This window comes from Paenibacillus sp. SORGH_AS_0306, from assembly GCF_030819345.1.
GTDB lineage: Bacteria > Bacillota > Bacilli > Paenibacillales > Paenibacillaceae > Saccharibacillus > Saccharibacillus kyungheensis.
Window position 1 is genome coordinate 5028856 of record NZ_JAUTBP010000001.1, and the last position, 17851, is coordinate 5046706.

The window sequence follows — 17851 nt, forward strand, 5'->3', positions numbered from 1 at the left end:
ATGTATTAGACTGCGTATGGTCTATCGATTTATACCCTAAAAAGAATTGTAGGAACCAATTATATAGCGTCTTCATAAGTACATGATTGTAAATCGTTTGACAGAATCTAAATAAACACAAAAAGGGTTACAATAACAAGCGATATTTAAGCTTATTATCGTAACCCAATGGCTAAAGATCAGAAGTTATTTTAAAGTAGTCATCACTATTTATATCAGGATACTTCTATATCATTTGTATAGAATATAGGAATGAACAGAGAAGTTTACAGATTTTTGGGTAACCACTCTGGACGGTTAGATCCTCTTGGAACAAGTACAGTGTTGTAATGTCCCGGTGTCTCAGACATTTGCACTTGATCGGTCACGCCTTGATAATCTCCGCAGACCGTTTCTGCTGTAAATAAGTCAGGATCAAGATACAGATGCTCATCCGACGAACCTGCTGTTGCATACGCATAATCTTTATCAAAAATACCCATCGACATTAACCATAACGATACACGACTAAGCGAAATGTGTACTTTATAGCTACCGCCTTCTTCTGCACGTCTTGCAAGAGCCGCCATTGCGCCAGCAGCAGCAAGCCATGAGATAATATAGTCATTTACGACCAAAATAGCGGGTAGTTGTGGTTTCTCCGGTGTTCCTTCAAGACACATAACCCCTGTAACCGTTCCAGCGGTCTGATCGAATCCAACTCGATCTGCCCAGACTCCTTCTTCGCCATGAAGCGAGACAGATACATGAATAATACCCGGTCTTACACTAGCACATTGCTCTGGATCCAGTTCAAATCGATTCAGATAAGAAGGTCTACGATTCGCAAAAAAGATATCTGCGTCTTGTAACAATGCTTGCATTTTGGCATGACCTTGTGGTTCGCCTATTTCTAATGTAGAAGAGCGCATACCGACACTAGATGTGTAATAAGTAGTGTCTACTTCCCAATCGGATGGTCGCCAGATATTAAGTACATCTGCTCCTTGTAAAGCCAGTGCCCGTCCGATACCAGCGCCTGCGATCACATGCCCCATTCCTAATGCGCGTACACCTTCAAGTGGAGAAGAGACACCTTGCGACAACGGTTCTGGATCACTTTCGCCGATTTTTTCAATTTGTATAAGGGGTAATTTGGCGACATCAGCAAATGTAGGTTCTTCGATAAATTCTTCTACCGTACGTGCCATCGGCATCACGACACCTACTTTAGCGGCAGCATCTTCCAAATCTTTGGCATTCCATGTAGAGATTGCTTTAGCGACAGCTTCTGGTGTATCTGCACAGTCTAATAATTTAAGTGTATTGATTTTGAGCTTAGGATAAGGTTCAAGCGGCATCACCCAGCGATGATCTTTGGTTTCATAAAAGCCAAATTTGAGCGCTTGACTAGGATCAGAAGGGCTAGCAGGTGAATATCCATTGAGTTTCTCCCATTTGCGATCATAAAAAGGAGATAAGCGATGTAAAATTTTACGCAAATCCAGTGAGATGTCTTGTCCTTTACCTCCACGTAGTCGCCACAGGTTAGCAGCAGCAACCGATTTGGCAACCATTCCGATCCCTGCTGAACTTGCTAGACGCAATACGCTAGGTACAATCGGATCTTTCCCTATAAATGAAATCTCTCCGCCACTATCTGCTGAAGAAAGTCCGACATCTTGCAATACATTCTCCAATTCTGCATGAATATCAAAATCAGTATGAGTAAGGCGATTATGCTTAGCATCTAAAATACGTTGTTTGATTTGATCGATGGTGTTCATTTCTACATTAGTTGAATTACTCATTGCTTTCACTCCATCCATAAGTAAATGTATACATATAAGTATAAACTTACCCAATAGAGGACTCAATAACCAGTGTATTGTGAAATGGGGAGAAAGCCACATATAGTCAATCAGTGTGTATAAAGTAAGTGAAAATGCTACGTTAACAGCGTTGTTCTTGCCTTCGCTGGTGAAATCAGATATCTGAAATGACCGTTTGGGCGGTGAATATCTGACTTCAAAGGCGACTTTCAGAACAACTCCGTTCCCTTCGCTCTGTACGTGGAGAATGCAGAAAAGAAAGTGAAGAAAGATGGAATGAATTCAATATACGAAAAAAGGTATAGAGCAAAAAGTATATAAAAAAAGCCAAAGTATCTTCTCGTCATGTTCATGGCTAAAGAACATGTACCTTTATAAAGAAGATCACTTTGGCTATTGTGAGGATTACTTTTTATTCTGTTTTAGTTGAAAATAAACGATCTCAAAATAATAGTTATTGTAACTGTAGTGTATTAAGAATTGCGTTTTAGGATACTTTTGTGATGAGAGAATAGTTCAAAGCTTTGTTGTCCGTGATAAGAACCCATACCGCTATCACCAACACCACCGAAAGGTAGGTAGTGTGAAGTCATATGAGACAATGTTTCGTTAACACAACCGCCACCGAAAGATACAGTGTTGAATACTTGATCTTGTACTTCTTCATCATTGGTGAACAAGTATAGAGCAAGTGGTTTAGGGCGATTTGTGATTTCGTCTAAAATAGGAGTTAGATCATTGTATTCAATAACGGGCAAGATCGGTCCGAAGATTTCTTCTTGCATGACTGGTGAACTCCAATCAACATTGCCTAGTAATGTAGGTTCAATAACCAATTGCTCACGAATCGAACGACCACCGATTAAGAACTCGCCATCTTCCAAAAATTTCGCTAGTCGATCAAAGTTACGTTGATTAACGATATGCGGGAAGTTTGGATTTTGAGTTGCATTTTCTGTATATTTATCGTTGATTTCTGCTTGTAATAAAGAGATAAACTCTTCACGTACATCTTCATGTACCAATAGATAATCAGGTGCTACACAAGTTTGTCCTGCATTTAAGAATTTACCACGAGCTAGACGTTGAGCAGCGATTTGTAGATTCGCATCTTTGTGCACGATACTTGGACTTTTACCGCCCAATTCTAATGTAACTGGTGTTAAATGCTCTGCTGCCGCTCTCATCACCACTTTACCTACGCCTGTGCTACCTGTGAAGAAGATATAGTCGAATTTTTCTTTGAGTAGTGCTGTGCTAGTCTCTACTTCGCCTTCCATAACAGCAATATACTCGCTAGGGAATGTATCTGCGATCAATTCAGCAGTGACTTTAGATACCGCAGGTGTTAATTCAGAAGGTTTGATCACTGCACTATTACCGGCTGCCATCGCACCAACCAATGGACCAAATGCCAATTGGAAAGGATAATTCCAAGGCGCAATAATCAAAGCAACACCATAAGGTTCTGGATGAATAAAGCTAGACGAATCTGGCAAAGTAGAAGCAGTAGGTACTTCACGTGGTGCTGCCCATTGCTCTAAATGTTCTAACGTAAAGTCGATTTCGCCTAAAACGATACGAATTTCAGAACCAAACGCTTCAGGCTCTGATTTGTTAAGGTCGCTTTTCAAAGCATCCAGAATCGGTTGATGAAATTTCTCGATTGCTTTTTTAAGACGATTTAACGCTTGAATACGGAAAGTAACATCTTTGGTGTTACCTGTATTAAAAAATTGTCGTTGTTGTTGAACTAACTCATGTGCTGTTGTCATGTGTAAAACTCCTTTGATATCTGTTTTTATTATAAACAAACCAATTCGGCTTGATGGATATGAATAAATTTTCATATTAAATTGTGTTAAATTGAATTATACGCTATTGATCCTATAGTTACAATAACCAAACTTTCTTTAGATGTGGCTAAAGCGACACTTGTCTATAAAGTGGGTATATAGGATTAACAAGATGCAACATGTTGGAAGCATGACTTATTATGCAATGATAATTAGAAGAGAAGGGGAAGCGTATATGCCTGAGCAAAAATTAGATCCACGTGTGAGACGTACACGCCGTTTGTTACAAGATGCGTTAATCGATCTGATGGATCGCAAACCGTATGCTCAAATCACAATTCAAGATATTACCGATCTTGCCACCTTAAACCGTAAAACATTTTACCTGCATTATGAAACAAAAGATCATTTATTATATACAACTACAGATGAGATTTTGGGCGAATTGTTTGGCGATGCCAAAGAAGCATCCATTATTAATCCTTCAATAGACGATCTACAACGTTATATTGCAAAAAGGATTTTTGAGTATGTGATCAAATACAAAGAGTTTTTTCGGGTGATGTTTGAACGCAAAGCGAGTATGAATTTTATCCAGTATATGAAGCGATATATCACTACTTTTTATGAGCAAAAGTTTTCGCGGTTTGACGATGATAAGTTATTTGTCCATAAAGATGTGATCGCTAGTTATATTGGATCAGCGTATGTAGGAGTCATTTATTGGTGGCTAGACAATGATATGCCGTATACACCGGAGAAAATGACCGAGCAAATGATGGAACTTAATTCACGCGGGCCGATTCAGATTATTCGTATGTATGTAGAAGAGGAGAAGTAGCAGACAGACCAAAAAGGCAAATCCTGCTCTTTGAAGTGAAAAGAGGATTTACCAGCCGTATTCATTTAGCTCCCAGTTATAGAGGAGCTGTAACTATCGATTCTGGTGTAATTGTTGAATCGTTAGCGACAGTAGTAGTGCTTGCGTTATCACGAACTTTGGTAAGCAGACGACGCAACAGAACCAGTTCTTCTGCTGAAATGCCATCTACCAGTTCTTGCCCGACTTCTTCCATCACAGGGCAGACTTCATTTTCAAGTTGCGCACCTGCGGGAGTAAGATAAATTTTAAAGCAACGCCGATCGTCAGTACATGTAATTTTACGGACAAAACCTTTATTTTCTAAATTAGAGATCATGCGCGTAATATTGGTTTTGTCTTTTCCTAAGCGCTCGCCAATTTCATTTTGCGTAATGCCATCTTTTTTCCATAACAGCATCATAATAAAATTTTGCTCGGGCGCCAGGTTAAATGGAGATAATTTATTTTTAATATGACCGGAGATCGCTAGATGGACATCACGAATCAATACGGTATAACTCTTTTCTACGTCATAAGGCATATCATTCACCTACTGTTTTAGTTGTTATAGCAACCTTTTGTGCAAAAATATCCTATCACTTGTAACCGTTATTGTCAACGAAGCTATTCACAAGTAGCAGCAAAATACCGATAATAAATTGACGGAATAAGTAATGTTCATTCTGAAACTTTCATTTTTATCCTTGACATTGTTCGACACAAGGTCTATTGTGGATTTTGTAAACAGTGTCTGTCACAAAAGAGACACAACGACGGATTGACTTTAAAGCGAGATTTGGATATGCAACGACTTCTTTTATGTAAAGTCGTACATAATGAAAAATGCTCGTTTATTTTTTGGCGATATAGTTGCTATATCAACCGTATCTTTTTAGCAAGAATGAAAACACCACATGTCACGTAGATAAAATATACCCGCACGATAAAATAGAAACTGTGTTGGAGTAGGGTACTTTGGAGGAGAAACGAATGGAAGCAATGACTTTTGTATTGTTCGGCTCAACAGGGGATTTAGCAAAACGTAAAATTTTCCCTGCTTTGTATAACTTGTTTGTAGATAGCAAAATGCCTGAAGCTTTTTCGGTAATTGGTTTAGGAAGAAAATCGTTCAATGATGCTACATTCCAAACTTACGTAGAACAGGCGTTAGAAGAATTTTCACGTAACAAACCAGAAAATCGTGAATCTGTAGATGCTTTTCTTCGCTCGATTCGTTACCATATCTTAAATGTTGATGATACAGCAGGTTATCAAGAACTGCTCAAAATTGTTGAAACTCGTGAAGCTGAATTAAATATTCCGCAAAATCGTATGTTCTATATGTCAGTCGCTCCTGAATTCTTTGAAGTGATTGCTACTAATATCAAAGACAGCGGACTTGGAACAACAACAGGTTGGAAACGTCTAATCATTGAAAAACCATTTGGACATGATCTTTCTTCTGCTCGTCAGTTGAATGAACAATTAAGCAAAACATTTGCAGAAGAAGAAATTTTCCGTATCGATCACTACTTGGGCAAACCAATGGTGCAAAATTTGGAATCTTTAGCTTCTACCAATCCAGCGATTCAAGCACTTTGGAACAACCGTCATATTGCTAATGTACAGATTACAGCAGCAGAAACAGTTGGTGTTGAAGAACGTGCAGGATATTACGATCACACAGGTGCGATTCGTGATATGATGCAAAACCATATGTTGCAAGTGTTGATGATGACTGCAATGACATTGCCTGCTGGTCATACCGTAGACGATGTACGCTCTCACAAAAAACATATCGCTCAGTCGTTACGCTCCATTTCTAAAGAAGATGCGCACAAACATATCGTACGTGCTCAATATAGTGCTGGTGAAAGCAATGGTAAAGCATTAGCTTCTTATCAAGATGAGCCAGGAATCACTCCAGGTTCGATGACAGATACATTTATTGCTGCTCGTGTATGGGTAGACGATTTCTCTTGGCAAGGAGTTCCTTTCTATATTCGTACCGGAAAACGTATGAAAGAGAAATCAACTCGTATCGTAATTGAATTTAAAGATGTAATGAAAAATGAAGATATCTGTGTAGCTTGTGATGCTCAACCGAATATGTTGGTGATCAGCATTAATCCAGATCAAAAAATCACTCTACAATTAAATCATAAAAATGTCATCACTGGTCGTCTTGAGCCAATGACAGCTGAATTTAAAGTAGGATCAGACAATGAGCCTGAAGCTTACGAATTGTTAATCTATGATGCACTACGTGGAGATGCTACATTCTTCGCTCACTGGGATGAAGTTGAGTTGTCCTGGCAGTGGGTACAACCGATCTTAGAAGCATTTGCAGATAACGATTTGCCAATTCATCATTATGCAGCAGGTACGTATGGTCCTGAAGCTTCTAATGAATTGCTTGCTGTTGAAGGATTCCAATGGTTAAAAGATCAACCTGTTCAAGCTTCTGCTCCTGTAGCAGTCGTTTAACAGATACCATAAAATGGGTAATACGCTCTGGTATATGTTTTACAGAGCGTATTCTACATGTGATCTAAAGCTAAAATTTGGCTTTGTAGATATAGATCAATAGAGAAAAGACTTATGGATAGTGAGTAACAACTACTTTTACAAAAAAGACACGGAGGGTTACACAATGAAAATCGGATTAGTTGGATTAGGAAAAATGGGTATGAACCTTGGACAAAACTTAATGGATCACAACCACGAGGTTGTTGCATTTGATTTGAACAAAGAAGCAGTAAAAGAAATCGCTGATCTTGGTGCAACACCAGCATATACATTAGCAGAAGTGGTATCTAACTTAGAATCTCCACGTATTTTATGGATCATGGTTCCTCATGGTGTTGTTGATTCCGTATTAGGCGAGATCGCTCCATTGTTAAATGAAAATGATATCGTGATCGAAGCAGGTAACTCTCACTATAAAGAATCGATCCGTCGTTATAACGAATTGAAATTAAAAGGTATTCGTTACATGGATGCAGGTACTTCAGGTGGTATGAGTGGTGCTCGTAACGGTGCTTGTTATATGGTTGGTGGCGACAAAGAAGCTTGGGATGTAGTTGAACCGGTATTCCGCGATACTTCTGTTGAAAATGGCTTCTTGTATGCAGGCGAATCAGGTAGCGGTCATTACTTGAAAATGGTTCATAACGGTATCGAGTACGGTATGATGGCTGCAATCGGTGAAGGATTTGAAGTATTAGAGAAAAGCCCGTACGATTTCAACTACGAAAAAGTAGCACGCGTATGGAACAATGGCTCTGTTATTCGTTCATGGTTAATGGAATTGACAGAAAACGCATTTGCAAAAGATGGTAACTTGGAAGAAATTCAAGGAATCATGCACTCTTCTGGTGAAGGTAAATGGACAGTAGAAGAAGCAATGGATCTACAAATGGCAACTCCAGTTATCGCATTGTCTCTATTAATGCGTTACCGTTCTCTAGACAACGATACATTTACAGGTAAAGTTGTTGCAGCTCTACGTAACGAATTTGGCGGACACGCTGTAGAGAAAAAACAATAATCTAGCGCTTGGTAAAATAAAAGCGACTCTATATTATAGAGTCGCTTTTTTATATTTCAATCTCCAAAATTAATTATACGTATTTAAGTTATTTTAATGTACTACATATGCTACAATATCATAGGAAAGACAAAGTACCGGTGGTAAATGATATGGCGATGCAACCCGAAAGGGGGTGAAGCCATGTCATACTTGGAGGTATTGCTTATTCTTTTAGATGTAGGTATCAAGTTAACCAGCTTAATGGTTGGATTAAACAAAGTTATCGGAATCTGGAAGAAAGCAAAACACAAGAAAAACCGCCGGGACTAAGAGGTAGAAGTCTTATTCGGCGGTTTTTCTTATACTGTTTGACAGTGTAGCATCGTCTTGCTTACTACCTGTTTTGTCGATCCAGCCTACAGTGTACCACCACTGTAGGCTTTCTTTATATTCCTAGTATACACAAAAGGATACTGAAATGAAACGAAATAATCTAATATATCCACAAATTTGAATAATAATGAATTTTGAAAATAAGATACGTAATAAAGATTAGCTAACAGATTTCCTTTTTTAAAATATATAACAAAAAATACATATAAATTTGGTATATAACATTGACGTTAACGTGAGATAGTAGTATTATAGTTACATAACTTATATGTAATTATTTTTATATAAAAGATATATGAGTACAAACAAAGTGAGGGATGACAGATGACTCTCTACAAGATTGATGAAGTCGCTACTGCCTGTAACTTAACGAAGCGTACACTGCGCTATTATGAAGAGATTGGGCTTGTTTCTCCTCAGCGTAGTGATGGTGGAACAAGGTTATACAGTCAGACAGATATTGATCGGCTCAAAAAAATTATCAATGCTCGCGATGTGCTAGGCTTCTCGCTTCAAGAATTACAGCATTATGTCAAAGTAACCGAGATGCTCAATGATCAGCGCGAGCAATACCGCAACACTACGGATGAAGAAGAACGTCGTCAGCAATTGATCGAAATGAATAAGACGTTAGATCAACAGCTACATATGGTGGATGAGAAGTTAAACCGTATCTATGCGTTCAAAGCCGATGCAGAATTATTGCGTCAACGGATTCAAGAAGGATTAGCTAAATTAAATTAACGGTTTCCAAGGAGGAATACATCAATATGAGTACCAAAACATCAACTTTAAAAGAACTGCCTGAACGTGGCGGGTTGTTTTCACAACCTAAAGCAGTCTGGGCTGTTGCTTTTGCTTGTGTGATCTCATTTATGGGTCTGGGTTTAGTTGACCCTATTTTGCCAGCAATCGCTAATCAATTACATGCAAGTAAAAGTCAGGTATCGTTACTATTTACTAGTTATAATCTGGTTACCGGTCTTGCAATGTTAATCACAGGTTTTGTATCCAGTCGGATCGGAGTTAAATGGACATTATTAAGTGGTATTTTGCTGATTATTGCATTCTCAGCATTAGGTGGAGCATCTGATACGATTGCTCAAATCGTTGGTTTCCGCGGTGGATGGGGATTAGGTAATGCGCTATTTATCGCAACAGCGTTATCGGCAATTGTGGGCTTATCGACATCAGGTACAGCCAAAGCGATTATTTTGTATGAAGCAGCACTTGGACTAGGTATTTCAGTCGGTCCTTTGCTTGGTGGAGAATTGGGTTCGATCTCTTGGAGAGGTCCTTTCTTCGGTGTTAGTGTATTGATGGTTATTGGTTTCTTATTTATTTTATTCGTTTTACCGAAAATTCCAAAACCAGCTAAACGCAGTTCACTTGCTGATCCGTTCAAAGCACTTAGCTATCCAGCACTCAAAACATTAGCAATTGTCGCTTTCTTATATAACTTTGGTTTCTTTACATTGATGGCTTATTCTCCTTATGTCATGGGCTTGGATGAACATGGACTTGGTTATGTATTCTTTGGATGGGGAATCTTGCTTGCTTTCACTTCTGTATTTGTAGCACCTAAATTGCAAAGCCGTTTCAACCTTGCTGCTTCGATGGGTGTCATGTTAACCCTATTTACACTGGATTTGTTGGCAATGGGTATCGGTACATTTATGGGTTCACCAACAACTGTTATTGTTGCTGTTATTGTCGCAGGTATTTTCTTAGGGATTATCAATACGTTGATTACAACAGCTGTTATGGAATCCGCTCCTGTAGAACGTTCGGTTGCTTCAGCATCATATAGCTTTGTTCGTTTCTTAGGTGGTGCGGCTTCTCCGTGGTTAGCAGGTAAATTATCTGAATGGTACAATGCACAGATGCCATTTTACTTTGGTGCATTAATGGTATTTATCGGTGTATTGGTATTGATTGTACGTCGTCGTCACTTACGTGATATTGATGTATCTCATGCTCACTAATCTTAGGTTCTATATCTAATGTTTGATTCTATATAATAGAAGGAAGAGGATAATGATGACCAATATTCAATCACAAGAACAGATGCCGACCGGTTCCGTATTTCGTAAAATATTAGTAGCTGTAGACGGATCAGAGCACGCAGATCGAGCGTTGCAAAAAGCGATCGAATTGATTCAAGCTTTATCTAATAAGCCATCTCTTACAGCAGTTCATGTCAATCCAGTGATGATGGTTGCTGAACCACCACTAGGTATTGATGTTGATGCCAAGTTAAATGAAGAAGGGCATGAAATGACAGAACCTTATCGTCAGGTACTTGATCCTACAGGTATTCAGTATGATATTAATTACCAGACAGGTGATCCAGCGACGATTATTTGTGACTTAGCGAATAGCCAGAATTACGATCTAATCGTGATGGGAACTAGAGGCATGAGTAAAATGTCTGAACTATTTCTCGGTAGTGTCAGTCACAAAGTGATCCAGCATGCGAACTGTCCGGTATTGACTGTAAAATAACGCACAGCATACAAATAGATAAATAGGTAATACAAGCAAAAGAGCTATACGATCTGATTATTCAGAAGTATAGCTCTTTTTTTGGTATGTGGAATGGATAACGATGTGGATTAAGCAGATAGATGGGTTATAAACTAGCCAACATCTTAGACAGTATCGTTTTAGCAATGATCACAGGTAGAATAGCTTCAATATTATTCTATTAACGATCTACTATCTACTGGATTACTCATCTTGTGGCTGAGTAGACGATGGGAAATAAGAACCTGCTTGCAGTTCGCTTACAAAATGTTGTAGCCATTTATAATACTGCTGAGCATGTTGCAACTTATGCAGATCACGAAGACAGCTTTCCCTTTCTTCGGCTGTTGTATGCCGGGAAAGGATGATTTCCGATAGTTTGGGAATAACTTCTTCCATAGAAGCGGTCATTACATCGATCTCCCGTTGCAATCGACTACCAAAAAAGTTCTGGAATGTACGAAAATAATCGGTTTCTGCTTGATATTGATCTTTGCGGTCGCGCTTCTCGTCCAGCTTGTTGATCATGCGTGACTCCATTAGAGAGCGGACAGCATAACTCATATTGCTTTTACTCATATTCATATCGTTTTTCATCTCTTCAAGGGTCATTGGACGATCTTCAAAGTACATAACGCCATATAACTGACCGAAGGAATGATTCACTCCATACAGATCCATCGTCTGAGCAATCGCCTCAATCATGTCTGCGCGAAGCTCTTGCTTTCTGGAATGGGAGGGTTCGCTGGATATCTCATTTATTTCCTTTTCCATTATGTCACCTCATAATATGTAATTTATTTCCGGTGAAATTAATAAATTTTACATGAATCACCAATGTTTTTACACTGTGATAACTCATCAATGTGAATTTGATTGTACAATATTTTTTGTACAGAACATATAATAACACGAAAAAAGAACAAATGAAGACAACAATTAAAGAAAAATTGAACACAGGAGTGGATGTATTGAAAACGAGAATATTCCGAGAGACCGAGGCATTGCTGTTTACTATGCCGGCTGTGATTCCGCTACTGGTATTCTGGCTAGGCCCTCTTGGATACATATTTTATCTGAGCTTTACGGACTGGGATTTTATGAGTCCGGACAAGCTGTTTGTCGGACTGGATAATTATCGGTACCTGCTGACCAATCCCGAATTTTATCAGGCGCTGAAAGTAACAGCATTGTTTGGACTAGGCAGTGTTATTCCGATTATGGTAGGCGGCTTGCTACTGGCTTTGCTGATGAACAGCAAACTTCGTACGTCAGGCATATACCGTGCTTTTATTTTCTCTCCATGGGTAACGCCGACTGTCGCTGTATCTATTGTCTGGTCATGGATTTTTCAGCCAGATGTAGGTTATGCGAACCATGTACTGAGCTGGTTTGGTATAGCAGGAATCGGCTGGCTACAAGATTCGCACTGGGCACTTATAGCTATCCTGATCGTTACGCTGTGGAAATCGGTCGGCTGGGCGATGATCTTCTATCTGGTGGCTTTGCGTAATCTTCCATCGGATCTGCTGGAAGCAGCTTCAATAGATGGAGCTGGTGCATGGAGAAGTTTCCAGCATATTACCTTGCCACTGATCTCGCCAACAACCTTTTTCCTTGCAGTGATCCTAACGATTCAGTCTCTGCAAGCTTATGATCAGATCAATGTAATGACACAAGGCGGGCCGGCAGGTTCAACGCGTACACTGCTGTATCTGTATTATCAATCTGCTTTTGAGGCATTTAATGTAGGGGAGGCTTCTTCTGTGGCTGTAGTAATTATTCTAATCTGTGTGCTGTTGTCGGGATGTTCTTTCCTGATCGGGCGAAAGATGGTGCATTACCAGTGAATATGACACGAGCAGAAAAAAAGGAGACATCCTATCCGCCAATCACTCCGGATCGGCATGAATCCGGGTCACACAGTCAGCGAACAGCAGGCAAAAGCAACGATCCTATAACTGTGACTCGTTATCGCTGGAATACAGGCCAGCTAGTGCGCTATGTGCTACTGACTATAATTAGTCTGATGATGGCTTTTCCATTTTATTGGATGGTGATGAGCGGATTCAAGACCAATGATGAGATTTTCCGCTTTCCGCCGACATTTTGGCCGGAGACGTTTCTATGGAGCAACTATATAGATGCATGGCATGCGGCTCCATTTGCCCGCTATATTCTGAACAGTATCGGCGTGGGCGCAGCGATATCTCTGCTACAGATCATCAATTCCAGCATGATGGCTTATGCGCTGACTCATATGCGCTTTCGGCTCAAAGGGCTGTTCACCGGTGTCGTACTGCTCGGTTATATGATTCCGAGTACAGCCGTATACTTGCCCAGCTATCTGGTATTGAGCAAGTTACAGCTACTGGACAGTTATACCGGATTGATTCTGTCCAACTGTGTCAGTGTATTCTCGATTTTCCTGATCCGGCAAGCCTTTATGCAGATTTCCCACGAACTGGTAGAGGCAGGGCAGCTTGATGGTGCTTCTCATTTCCGGATTCTGTGGACGATCATCACACCGCTGGCGCGTTCTACGTTTGCAGTAATGGTGCTGATTACGTTTATCGAGCAGTACAATAATTATTTCTGGCCAATGCTTATTACCAAGAGTCCTGATCTTCAGCTAGTATCGGCTGGACTACGCAGTTTCTTCGTGGAAGGGGGAGCCTATGGTCTGAAATGGCCGCAAATTATGGCTGCCAGTGCGTTCACTATTGCTCCACTGTTGATTCTGTTTTTATTTACTCAGAAAACGATTATGCAAAGTGTAAATATGTCGGCAGGAGTAAACAAAAACTAAAAGCAATCTGTGAAACATACAGATTGGCTATTACAGTTGCATGTAACCAGACAAGATCAGTTTGAAAAATGCTTTACAACAGGCAACCATTTTACATATGAGAAGGGATTACGACTATGAAATCATTTCGTTTATTCGGAAAAGAGATCGTCAAAAAACCTGTTAACAACATCCTCAATAACAGTTATCACGCAGAGAGAAACGATCACAAGTCTGACTCTAGTATACATCCGGAATCGCTGACAGAGCATCGCCGTACAGCCAAGCGTCGTTCCTTGCTGAAATGGAAATCTGTTCTACCGTTAATGGTCATCTCTAGCTTCCTGCTAACTACAGCTTGCGGATCACCAAGCAACAGTGCAACCAGTGCAGCAGGTTCTACCGCTTCATCCAATGGACCGGTAGAGATCGAATTCTGGTACGGACTCGGTGGTAAGCTGGGCGATAATATGAAGAAAACGATCGATGCATTCAATGCTTCACAAAAGGATGTTGTCGTCAAAGGAATCGTACAGGCAGACTATGATGAGACCGAACAAAAGTTACAAGCAGCTATTGCTTCCGGTCAGGTGCCTGCCGCTGTGCTCAGCTCTAATGTAGAGTGGGCGAAAAAAGGCTATTATGCACCGATGGATCAATTTATTGCAACCGATCCTGATTTTAAGAAAGACGATTTTGTACAGACGTTTCTAACGCAAGGACAGGTGGATAGCAAGCAGTATTTCCTGCCTATGTACGGTACAACCCAGATCATGTATTACCGCAAAGATACGCTCAAAGCTAACGGAATAGATCCAGCCAGTCTGACTACCTGGGAATCTCTGGCATCAGCGGCTGCCAAAATGACCAAAAAAGAAAATGGAAAAACGATCTTCTACGGCTGGGAACCGATGTGGGGCAGTGACAATATGATCGATGCTGTGCTGAGTAAAGGCGGCCAAATAATCAGTGATGATGGTAAGACGGTTATGATCGATTCACCGGAATGGATCGAGACATGGGACATGTTCCGCAAATGGATTCATGAAGACCAGATCATGACGATCCACTCTGGTGGACAGGGATGGGAATACTGGTACAAAACGATTGATGATGTGATGAAAAACAAAGCAGCAGGTTATACCGGATCCAGTGGAGATCAGGGAGATCTGGACTTCAAAATTGTCGGTGCGATGGAACAGCCGGGTTGGGAAGGAAAAGGTGAAGGCAAGCCAGTTGCGAATGCGATTATGGCAGGTATTCCTGCCAAAGCAAGTCCAGAGCAACAGCAAGCAGCCTTCAAATGGCTGACTTACTTCTCCAAAGCATCCAATACAGCACAATGGTCAATGAATACCGGATATATTGCGGTACGTCAATCAGCACTGCAAGATCCAGAGTTCAAAGCATTCAGTCAAAAAAATCCACAGATCGAAGTCCCGCTGAAGCAGGCTTCCCATGCATCGGCACCATTTCAAGACCCGACAGGTGGCAAAATCAATGATGCACTCAAAGTAGCTGCTGATCAGGTAGAGATCAATAATGTACCAGCTACGCAGGCACTGCAAGAAGCCAAAGTCAAAGCCCAGCAGGAGCTGGATCGGGTGAATAGCCGCTAATAGCATTGTTGAACTGAAGCGCTGAGCCAACAGGCAGACTGACGATAAGAATACAATAATGTTAGCAATAATATACAGATTTCTTTGACAGGATCATGTTTTCTCCAAAGTTCTCCTACTGAATTTTACAGTAAATAAACAAAGACAGTGTGCAGCTGCGTAATGCTGTGCACTGTCTTCAGTTACACGCAGGAAAGGGACATGCACACATGGCAGAAGTAAGCAGAGAAACTACAAAATCCACAGAAACCGCAGAATCGATAAGAGCAATAAGAGAGCAACCGAATCTGCTCACTTCTATCCATAATCGACTCTGGAATCTTGAATCTGAATCTATAAAGGCAGTGTTGCTGGACAAGGATGGTACACTACTTGATTTTAATCGTATGTGGGGATTCTGGACTGACAAAGTGATGAGATTGTTTCATTTTCGGCTGGCAGACCATGGTTGTTCGATCAGTCAGGAGGATATTCCTCATATTTGGGGAACGATACATGACGAGCAGGGACACATGATCGATTATGATGCTCGTGGACCGCTGGCGATGGGTACGATGGACGAAGTATATGCTGTACTGATCTGGCATGGCTATCGTGCCGGATTATCATGGGCGGTATCCAAAGCAATCGTACATGATTGTATCCAAGAAGCCAATCTGGCTATGGAGCATGCTAGACCGGCATATCCGCTACTAGGAGTAAGAGAATTTCTGGATCAGTGCAGGGAAAAAGGAATACGGCTTGGCGTGGTAACCGCAGATGATACAGACAGTGCCCGCAAGCATCTGGAATGGATGGGCATGGTAGATTATTTTGAAGTAATTGTGGGCAATGATCGCGTATTGCAAGGCAAGCCATTTGCCGATATGATACTACTAGCCTGCGAGGAACTCGATATTACACCGGATCAGACAGCAGTGATTGGCGATACGAATGGCGATATGCAGATGGCTAGAGCGGCGGACTGTGCAATCGCGATCGGTATAGGTACAGGTGTAGCTAGTCAGTCTGCGGACGCTGTTATTTTCTCCTTTACCCAGTTGCTTGAGCATGAAGGAGTACAGGAATGACAGGCAATGCAGGCTGGATTCTGCTTCTGCTGGCGATTGTGCTGGAGTTAACCGGTACGATTATGATGAAAATGTCGGATGGGTTCAGTCGTATTGTGCCGTCGGTATTAATGTTTGTCTGTTACGGAGCTAGCTTTACCCTGTTGAATTATGCAGTACGTTATATGCCGATTAGCATTGCTTATGCGATCTGGTCTGGTGTGGGAATTACATTGATCAGTATTGCTGGATATTACTTTTTTGGAGAGCGTCTAAGAACAGCATCGGTCTGCTGGATAGTACTGATTATTGTTGGAATTATCGGATTGAAATGGAGTGATGCACAATGAAGCCTTTGGAAAATAATCCTGCTGTACAGCCAGCCAACCATAATTTCGGACAATGGCTGGCTAGCTTTCAGGTCATTACAGATACGCATGTGACAGAAGATCCGCAACATATTCACAATCTTCACTGGGACAGGGCACTGGCAGATATTGCTCGGCGCGGCGGCGATAGTCTCGGCGTTATGCATGTAGGAGATGTGACCGATCACGGTCTGGAAGCAGAATACTGGGAAATGCACCGGATATGGGAAAAGTATCGTGATCAGCTACCCCCTTTCTTTTTTACGATGGGAAATCATGATGTGGGCGATTTTATTTGGGAAGAAGCACCGCAGGAATTGACCGGATTGAAGGGGAAGCAACTGCTGGAATTATGGGAGCAATATCAGGCGCAAATAGGTGCTGAATCTTCTCTGCCAGAAAAAAAGGATATAGCTTCGCAGCAACTGTGGCAGCGGAGGATTGGTAATTTTAATGAAGCTACAGACACAGACGGTTCTTATCATGATCATTGGATCGGTGGTTATCACTTCATTTTTATCGGCACCGAAAAGCCGTTGTCCAAAGACTGTCATTTGACGCAGGAACAGTTGGATTGGCTTGATCGCAAGCTGGCAGAACAGTCTTCACAGGAGCGACCGATCTTTCTGTTTCTGCATCAGCCTTTGATCAATACGGTGGCGGGTTCATTGGAACAGCAGGGCTGGTACGGGGTAGATCAAGATGAGCTACTACGCCATATATTATCTGCATATCCACATGTGATTTTGTTTACCGGACATACGCACTGGCAGTTGGGAGCACCGCATACTATGTATGATGGACAAGGCAAGCTACCTACGATGTTCAATGCTTCTTCGGTCGCTTATCTGTGGACGGATGAGGATGAATATCTGGAAGGAAGCGAAGGATACGAGGTGGATATTTATGAGCATCATGTACAAGTCCGGCGGAAGGAACTTTGTAACAGGTACATGGATTGATGAAGCAGACTATATAGTGACTTATTCCGATGATATCGTAGTAACAGAATAAGACAGCAATCTCTCTCCAGAAGTAGGATAACCAACATTTACGAGGACTTCTGATCCGTATACTGCGGATTAGGCTACCGTTAGTAAATATGGT

17 protein-coding genes are annotated in these 17851 nt (G+C 41.1%); 13 read left to right on the plus strand and 4 right to left on the minus strand.

Going from position 1 to position 17851, the window contains the following annotated elements; translation table 11 throughout:
• Positions 1-266: 266 nt before the first annotated feature.
• Positions 267-1790: a CoA transferase gene (locus QE450_RS22315; RefSeq protein ID WP_307302209.1), complete on the minus strand. Its 1524-nt coding sequence runs from the start codon at positions 1788-1790 to the stop codon at positions 267-269.
• Positions 1791-2284: 494 nt separating this feature from the next.
• Positions 2285-3586, minus strand: a complete 1302-nt coding sequence (locus tag QE450_RS22320; RefSeq protein WP_301263017.1) for an aldehyde dehydrogenase — start codon at positions 3584-3586, stop codon at positions 2285-2287.
• Positions 3587-3842: 256 nt separating this feature from the next.
• On the opposite strand from QE450_RS22320, the gene QE450_RS22325 reads away from it, so the two are divergent.
• Positions 3843-4448, plus strand: coding sequence for a TetR/AcrR family transcriptional regulator (locus QE450_RS22325; RefSeq protein ID WP_273614620.1), 606 nt, complete (start codon positions 3843-3845; stop codon positions 4446-4448).
• A gap of 76 nt (positions 4449-4524) precedes the next feature.
• Here the strand turns inward: QE450_RS22325 and QE450_RS22330 are convergent, their stop codons facing one another.
• Complete coding sequence (locus QE450_RS22330; protein ID WP_307302212.1) at positions 4525-5010, minus strand: MarR family winged helix-turn-helix transcriptional regulator; 486 nt, start codon at positions 5008-5010, stop codon at positions 4525-4527.
• Positions 5011-5459: 449 nt separating this feature from the next.
• On the opposite strand from QE450_RS22330, the gene zwf reads away from it, so the two are divergent.
• The 6 genes from zwf (at position 5460) to QE450_RS22360 (ending at position 10899) form a co-directional block, all read left to right on the plus strand.
• Positions 5460-6956 carry a glucose-6-phosphate dehydrogenase gene (gene zwf / locus QE450_RS22335; protein ID WP_273614622.1) on the plus strand — a complete coding sequence of 499 codons (1497 nt, stop codon included), beginning with the start codon at positions 5460-5462 and terminating at the stop codon, positions 6954-6956.
• A gap of 166 nt (positions 6957-7122) precedes the next feature.
• Positions 7123-8019, plus strand: coding sequence for a phosphogluconate dehydrogenase (NAD(+)-dependent, decarboxylating) (gene gnd, locus QE450_RS22340; RefSeq protein ID WP_069329580.1), 897 nt, complete (start codon positions 7123-7125; stop codon positions 8017-8019).
• A 183-nt stretch (positions 8020-8202) separates the two neighbouring features.
• A complete protein-coding gene (locus QE450_RS22345) occupies positions 8203-8331 on the plus strand; it encodes a hypothetical protein (RefSeq protein ID WP_274171147.1) in 129 nt (42 codons plus the stop codon).
• Between the two features lie 387 nt (positions 8332-8718).
• Entirely contained in the window at positions 8719-9138 is a 420-nt protein-coding gene (locus QE450_RS22350; RefSeq protein ID WP_273614623.1) for a MerR family transcriptional regulator, read from the plus strand.
• 26 nt (positions 9139-9164) lie between these two features.
• Positions 9165-10379: an MFS transporter gene (locus QE450_RS22355; RefSeq protein WP_307302217.1), complete on the plus strand. Its 1215-nt coding sequence runs from the start codon at positions 9165-9167 to the stop codon at positions 10377-10379.
• Between the two features lie 52 nt (positions 10380-10431).
• Entirely contained in the window at positions 10432-10899 is a 468-nt protein-coding gene (locus QE450_RS22360; protein WP_307302218.1) for a universal stress protein, read from the plus strand.
• 225 nt (positions 10900-11124) lie between these two features.
• On the opposite strand, the gene QE450_RS22365 is transcribed toward QE450_RS22360, so the two are convergent.
• Positions 11125-11694 carry a GbsR/MarR family transcriptional regulator gene (locus QE450_RS22365; protein ID WP_307302220.1) on the minus strand — a complete coding sequence of 190 codons (570 nt, stop codon included), beginning with the start codon at positions 11692-11694 and terminating at the stop codon, positions 11125-11127.
• Between the two features lie 242 nt (positions 11695-11936).
• Here QE450_RS22365 and QE450_RS22370 point away from each other — a divergent pair, with 242 nt between their 5' ends.
• From QE450_RS22370 to QE450_RS22395, 6 genes are all read left to right on the plus strand, one after another.
• Complete coding sequence (locus tag QE450_RS22370) at positions 11937-12770, plus strand: carbohydrate ABC transporter permease (protein WP_373462060.1); 834 nt, start codon at positions 11937-11939, stop codon at positions 12768-12770.
• 179 nt (positions 12771-12949) lie between these two features.
• The gene (locus tag QE450_RS22375; RefSeq protein ID WP_307302800.1) at positions 12950-13729 is read left to right on the plus strand and encodes a carbohydrate ABC transporter permease; all 780 of its coding nucleotides are present in this window, start codon (positions 12950-12952) and stop codon (positions 13727-13729) included.
• Between the two features lie 305 nt (positions 13730-14034).
• On the plus strand, positions 14035-15327 hold the full coding sequence (locus QE450_RS22380) for an ABC transporter substrate-binding protein (RefSeq protein ID WP_274172990.1): 1293 nt from the start codon (positions 14035-14037) through the stop codon (positions 15325-15327).
• A gap of 209 nt (positions 15328-15536) precedes the next feature.
• Positions 15537-16397 carry an HAD family hydrolase gene (locus tag QE450_RS22385; RefSeq protein WP_307302224.1) on the plus strand — a complete coding sequence of 287 codons (861 nt, stop codon included), beginning with the start codon at positions 15537-15539 and terminating at the stop codon, positions 16395-16397.
• Positions 16394-16726, plus strand: a complete 333-nt coding sequence (locus QE450_RS22390) for a DMT family transporter (RefSeq protein WP_274171142.1) — start codon at positions 16394-16396, stop codon at positions 16724-16726. Before QE450_RS22385 ends, QE450_RS22390 begins: the two co-directional genes overlap by 4 nt.
• Positions 16723-17706, plus strand: coding sequence for a metallophosphoesterase family protein (locus QE450_RS22395; protein ID WP_307302227.1), 984 nt, complete (start codon positions 16723-16725; stop codon positions 17704-17706). The genes QE450_RS22390 and QE450_RS22395 overlap by 4 nt, the downstream gene beginning before the upstream one ends.
• Positions 17707-17851 lie beyond the last annotated feature (145 nt).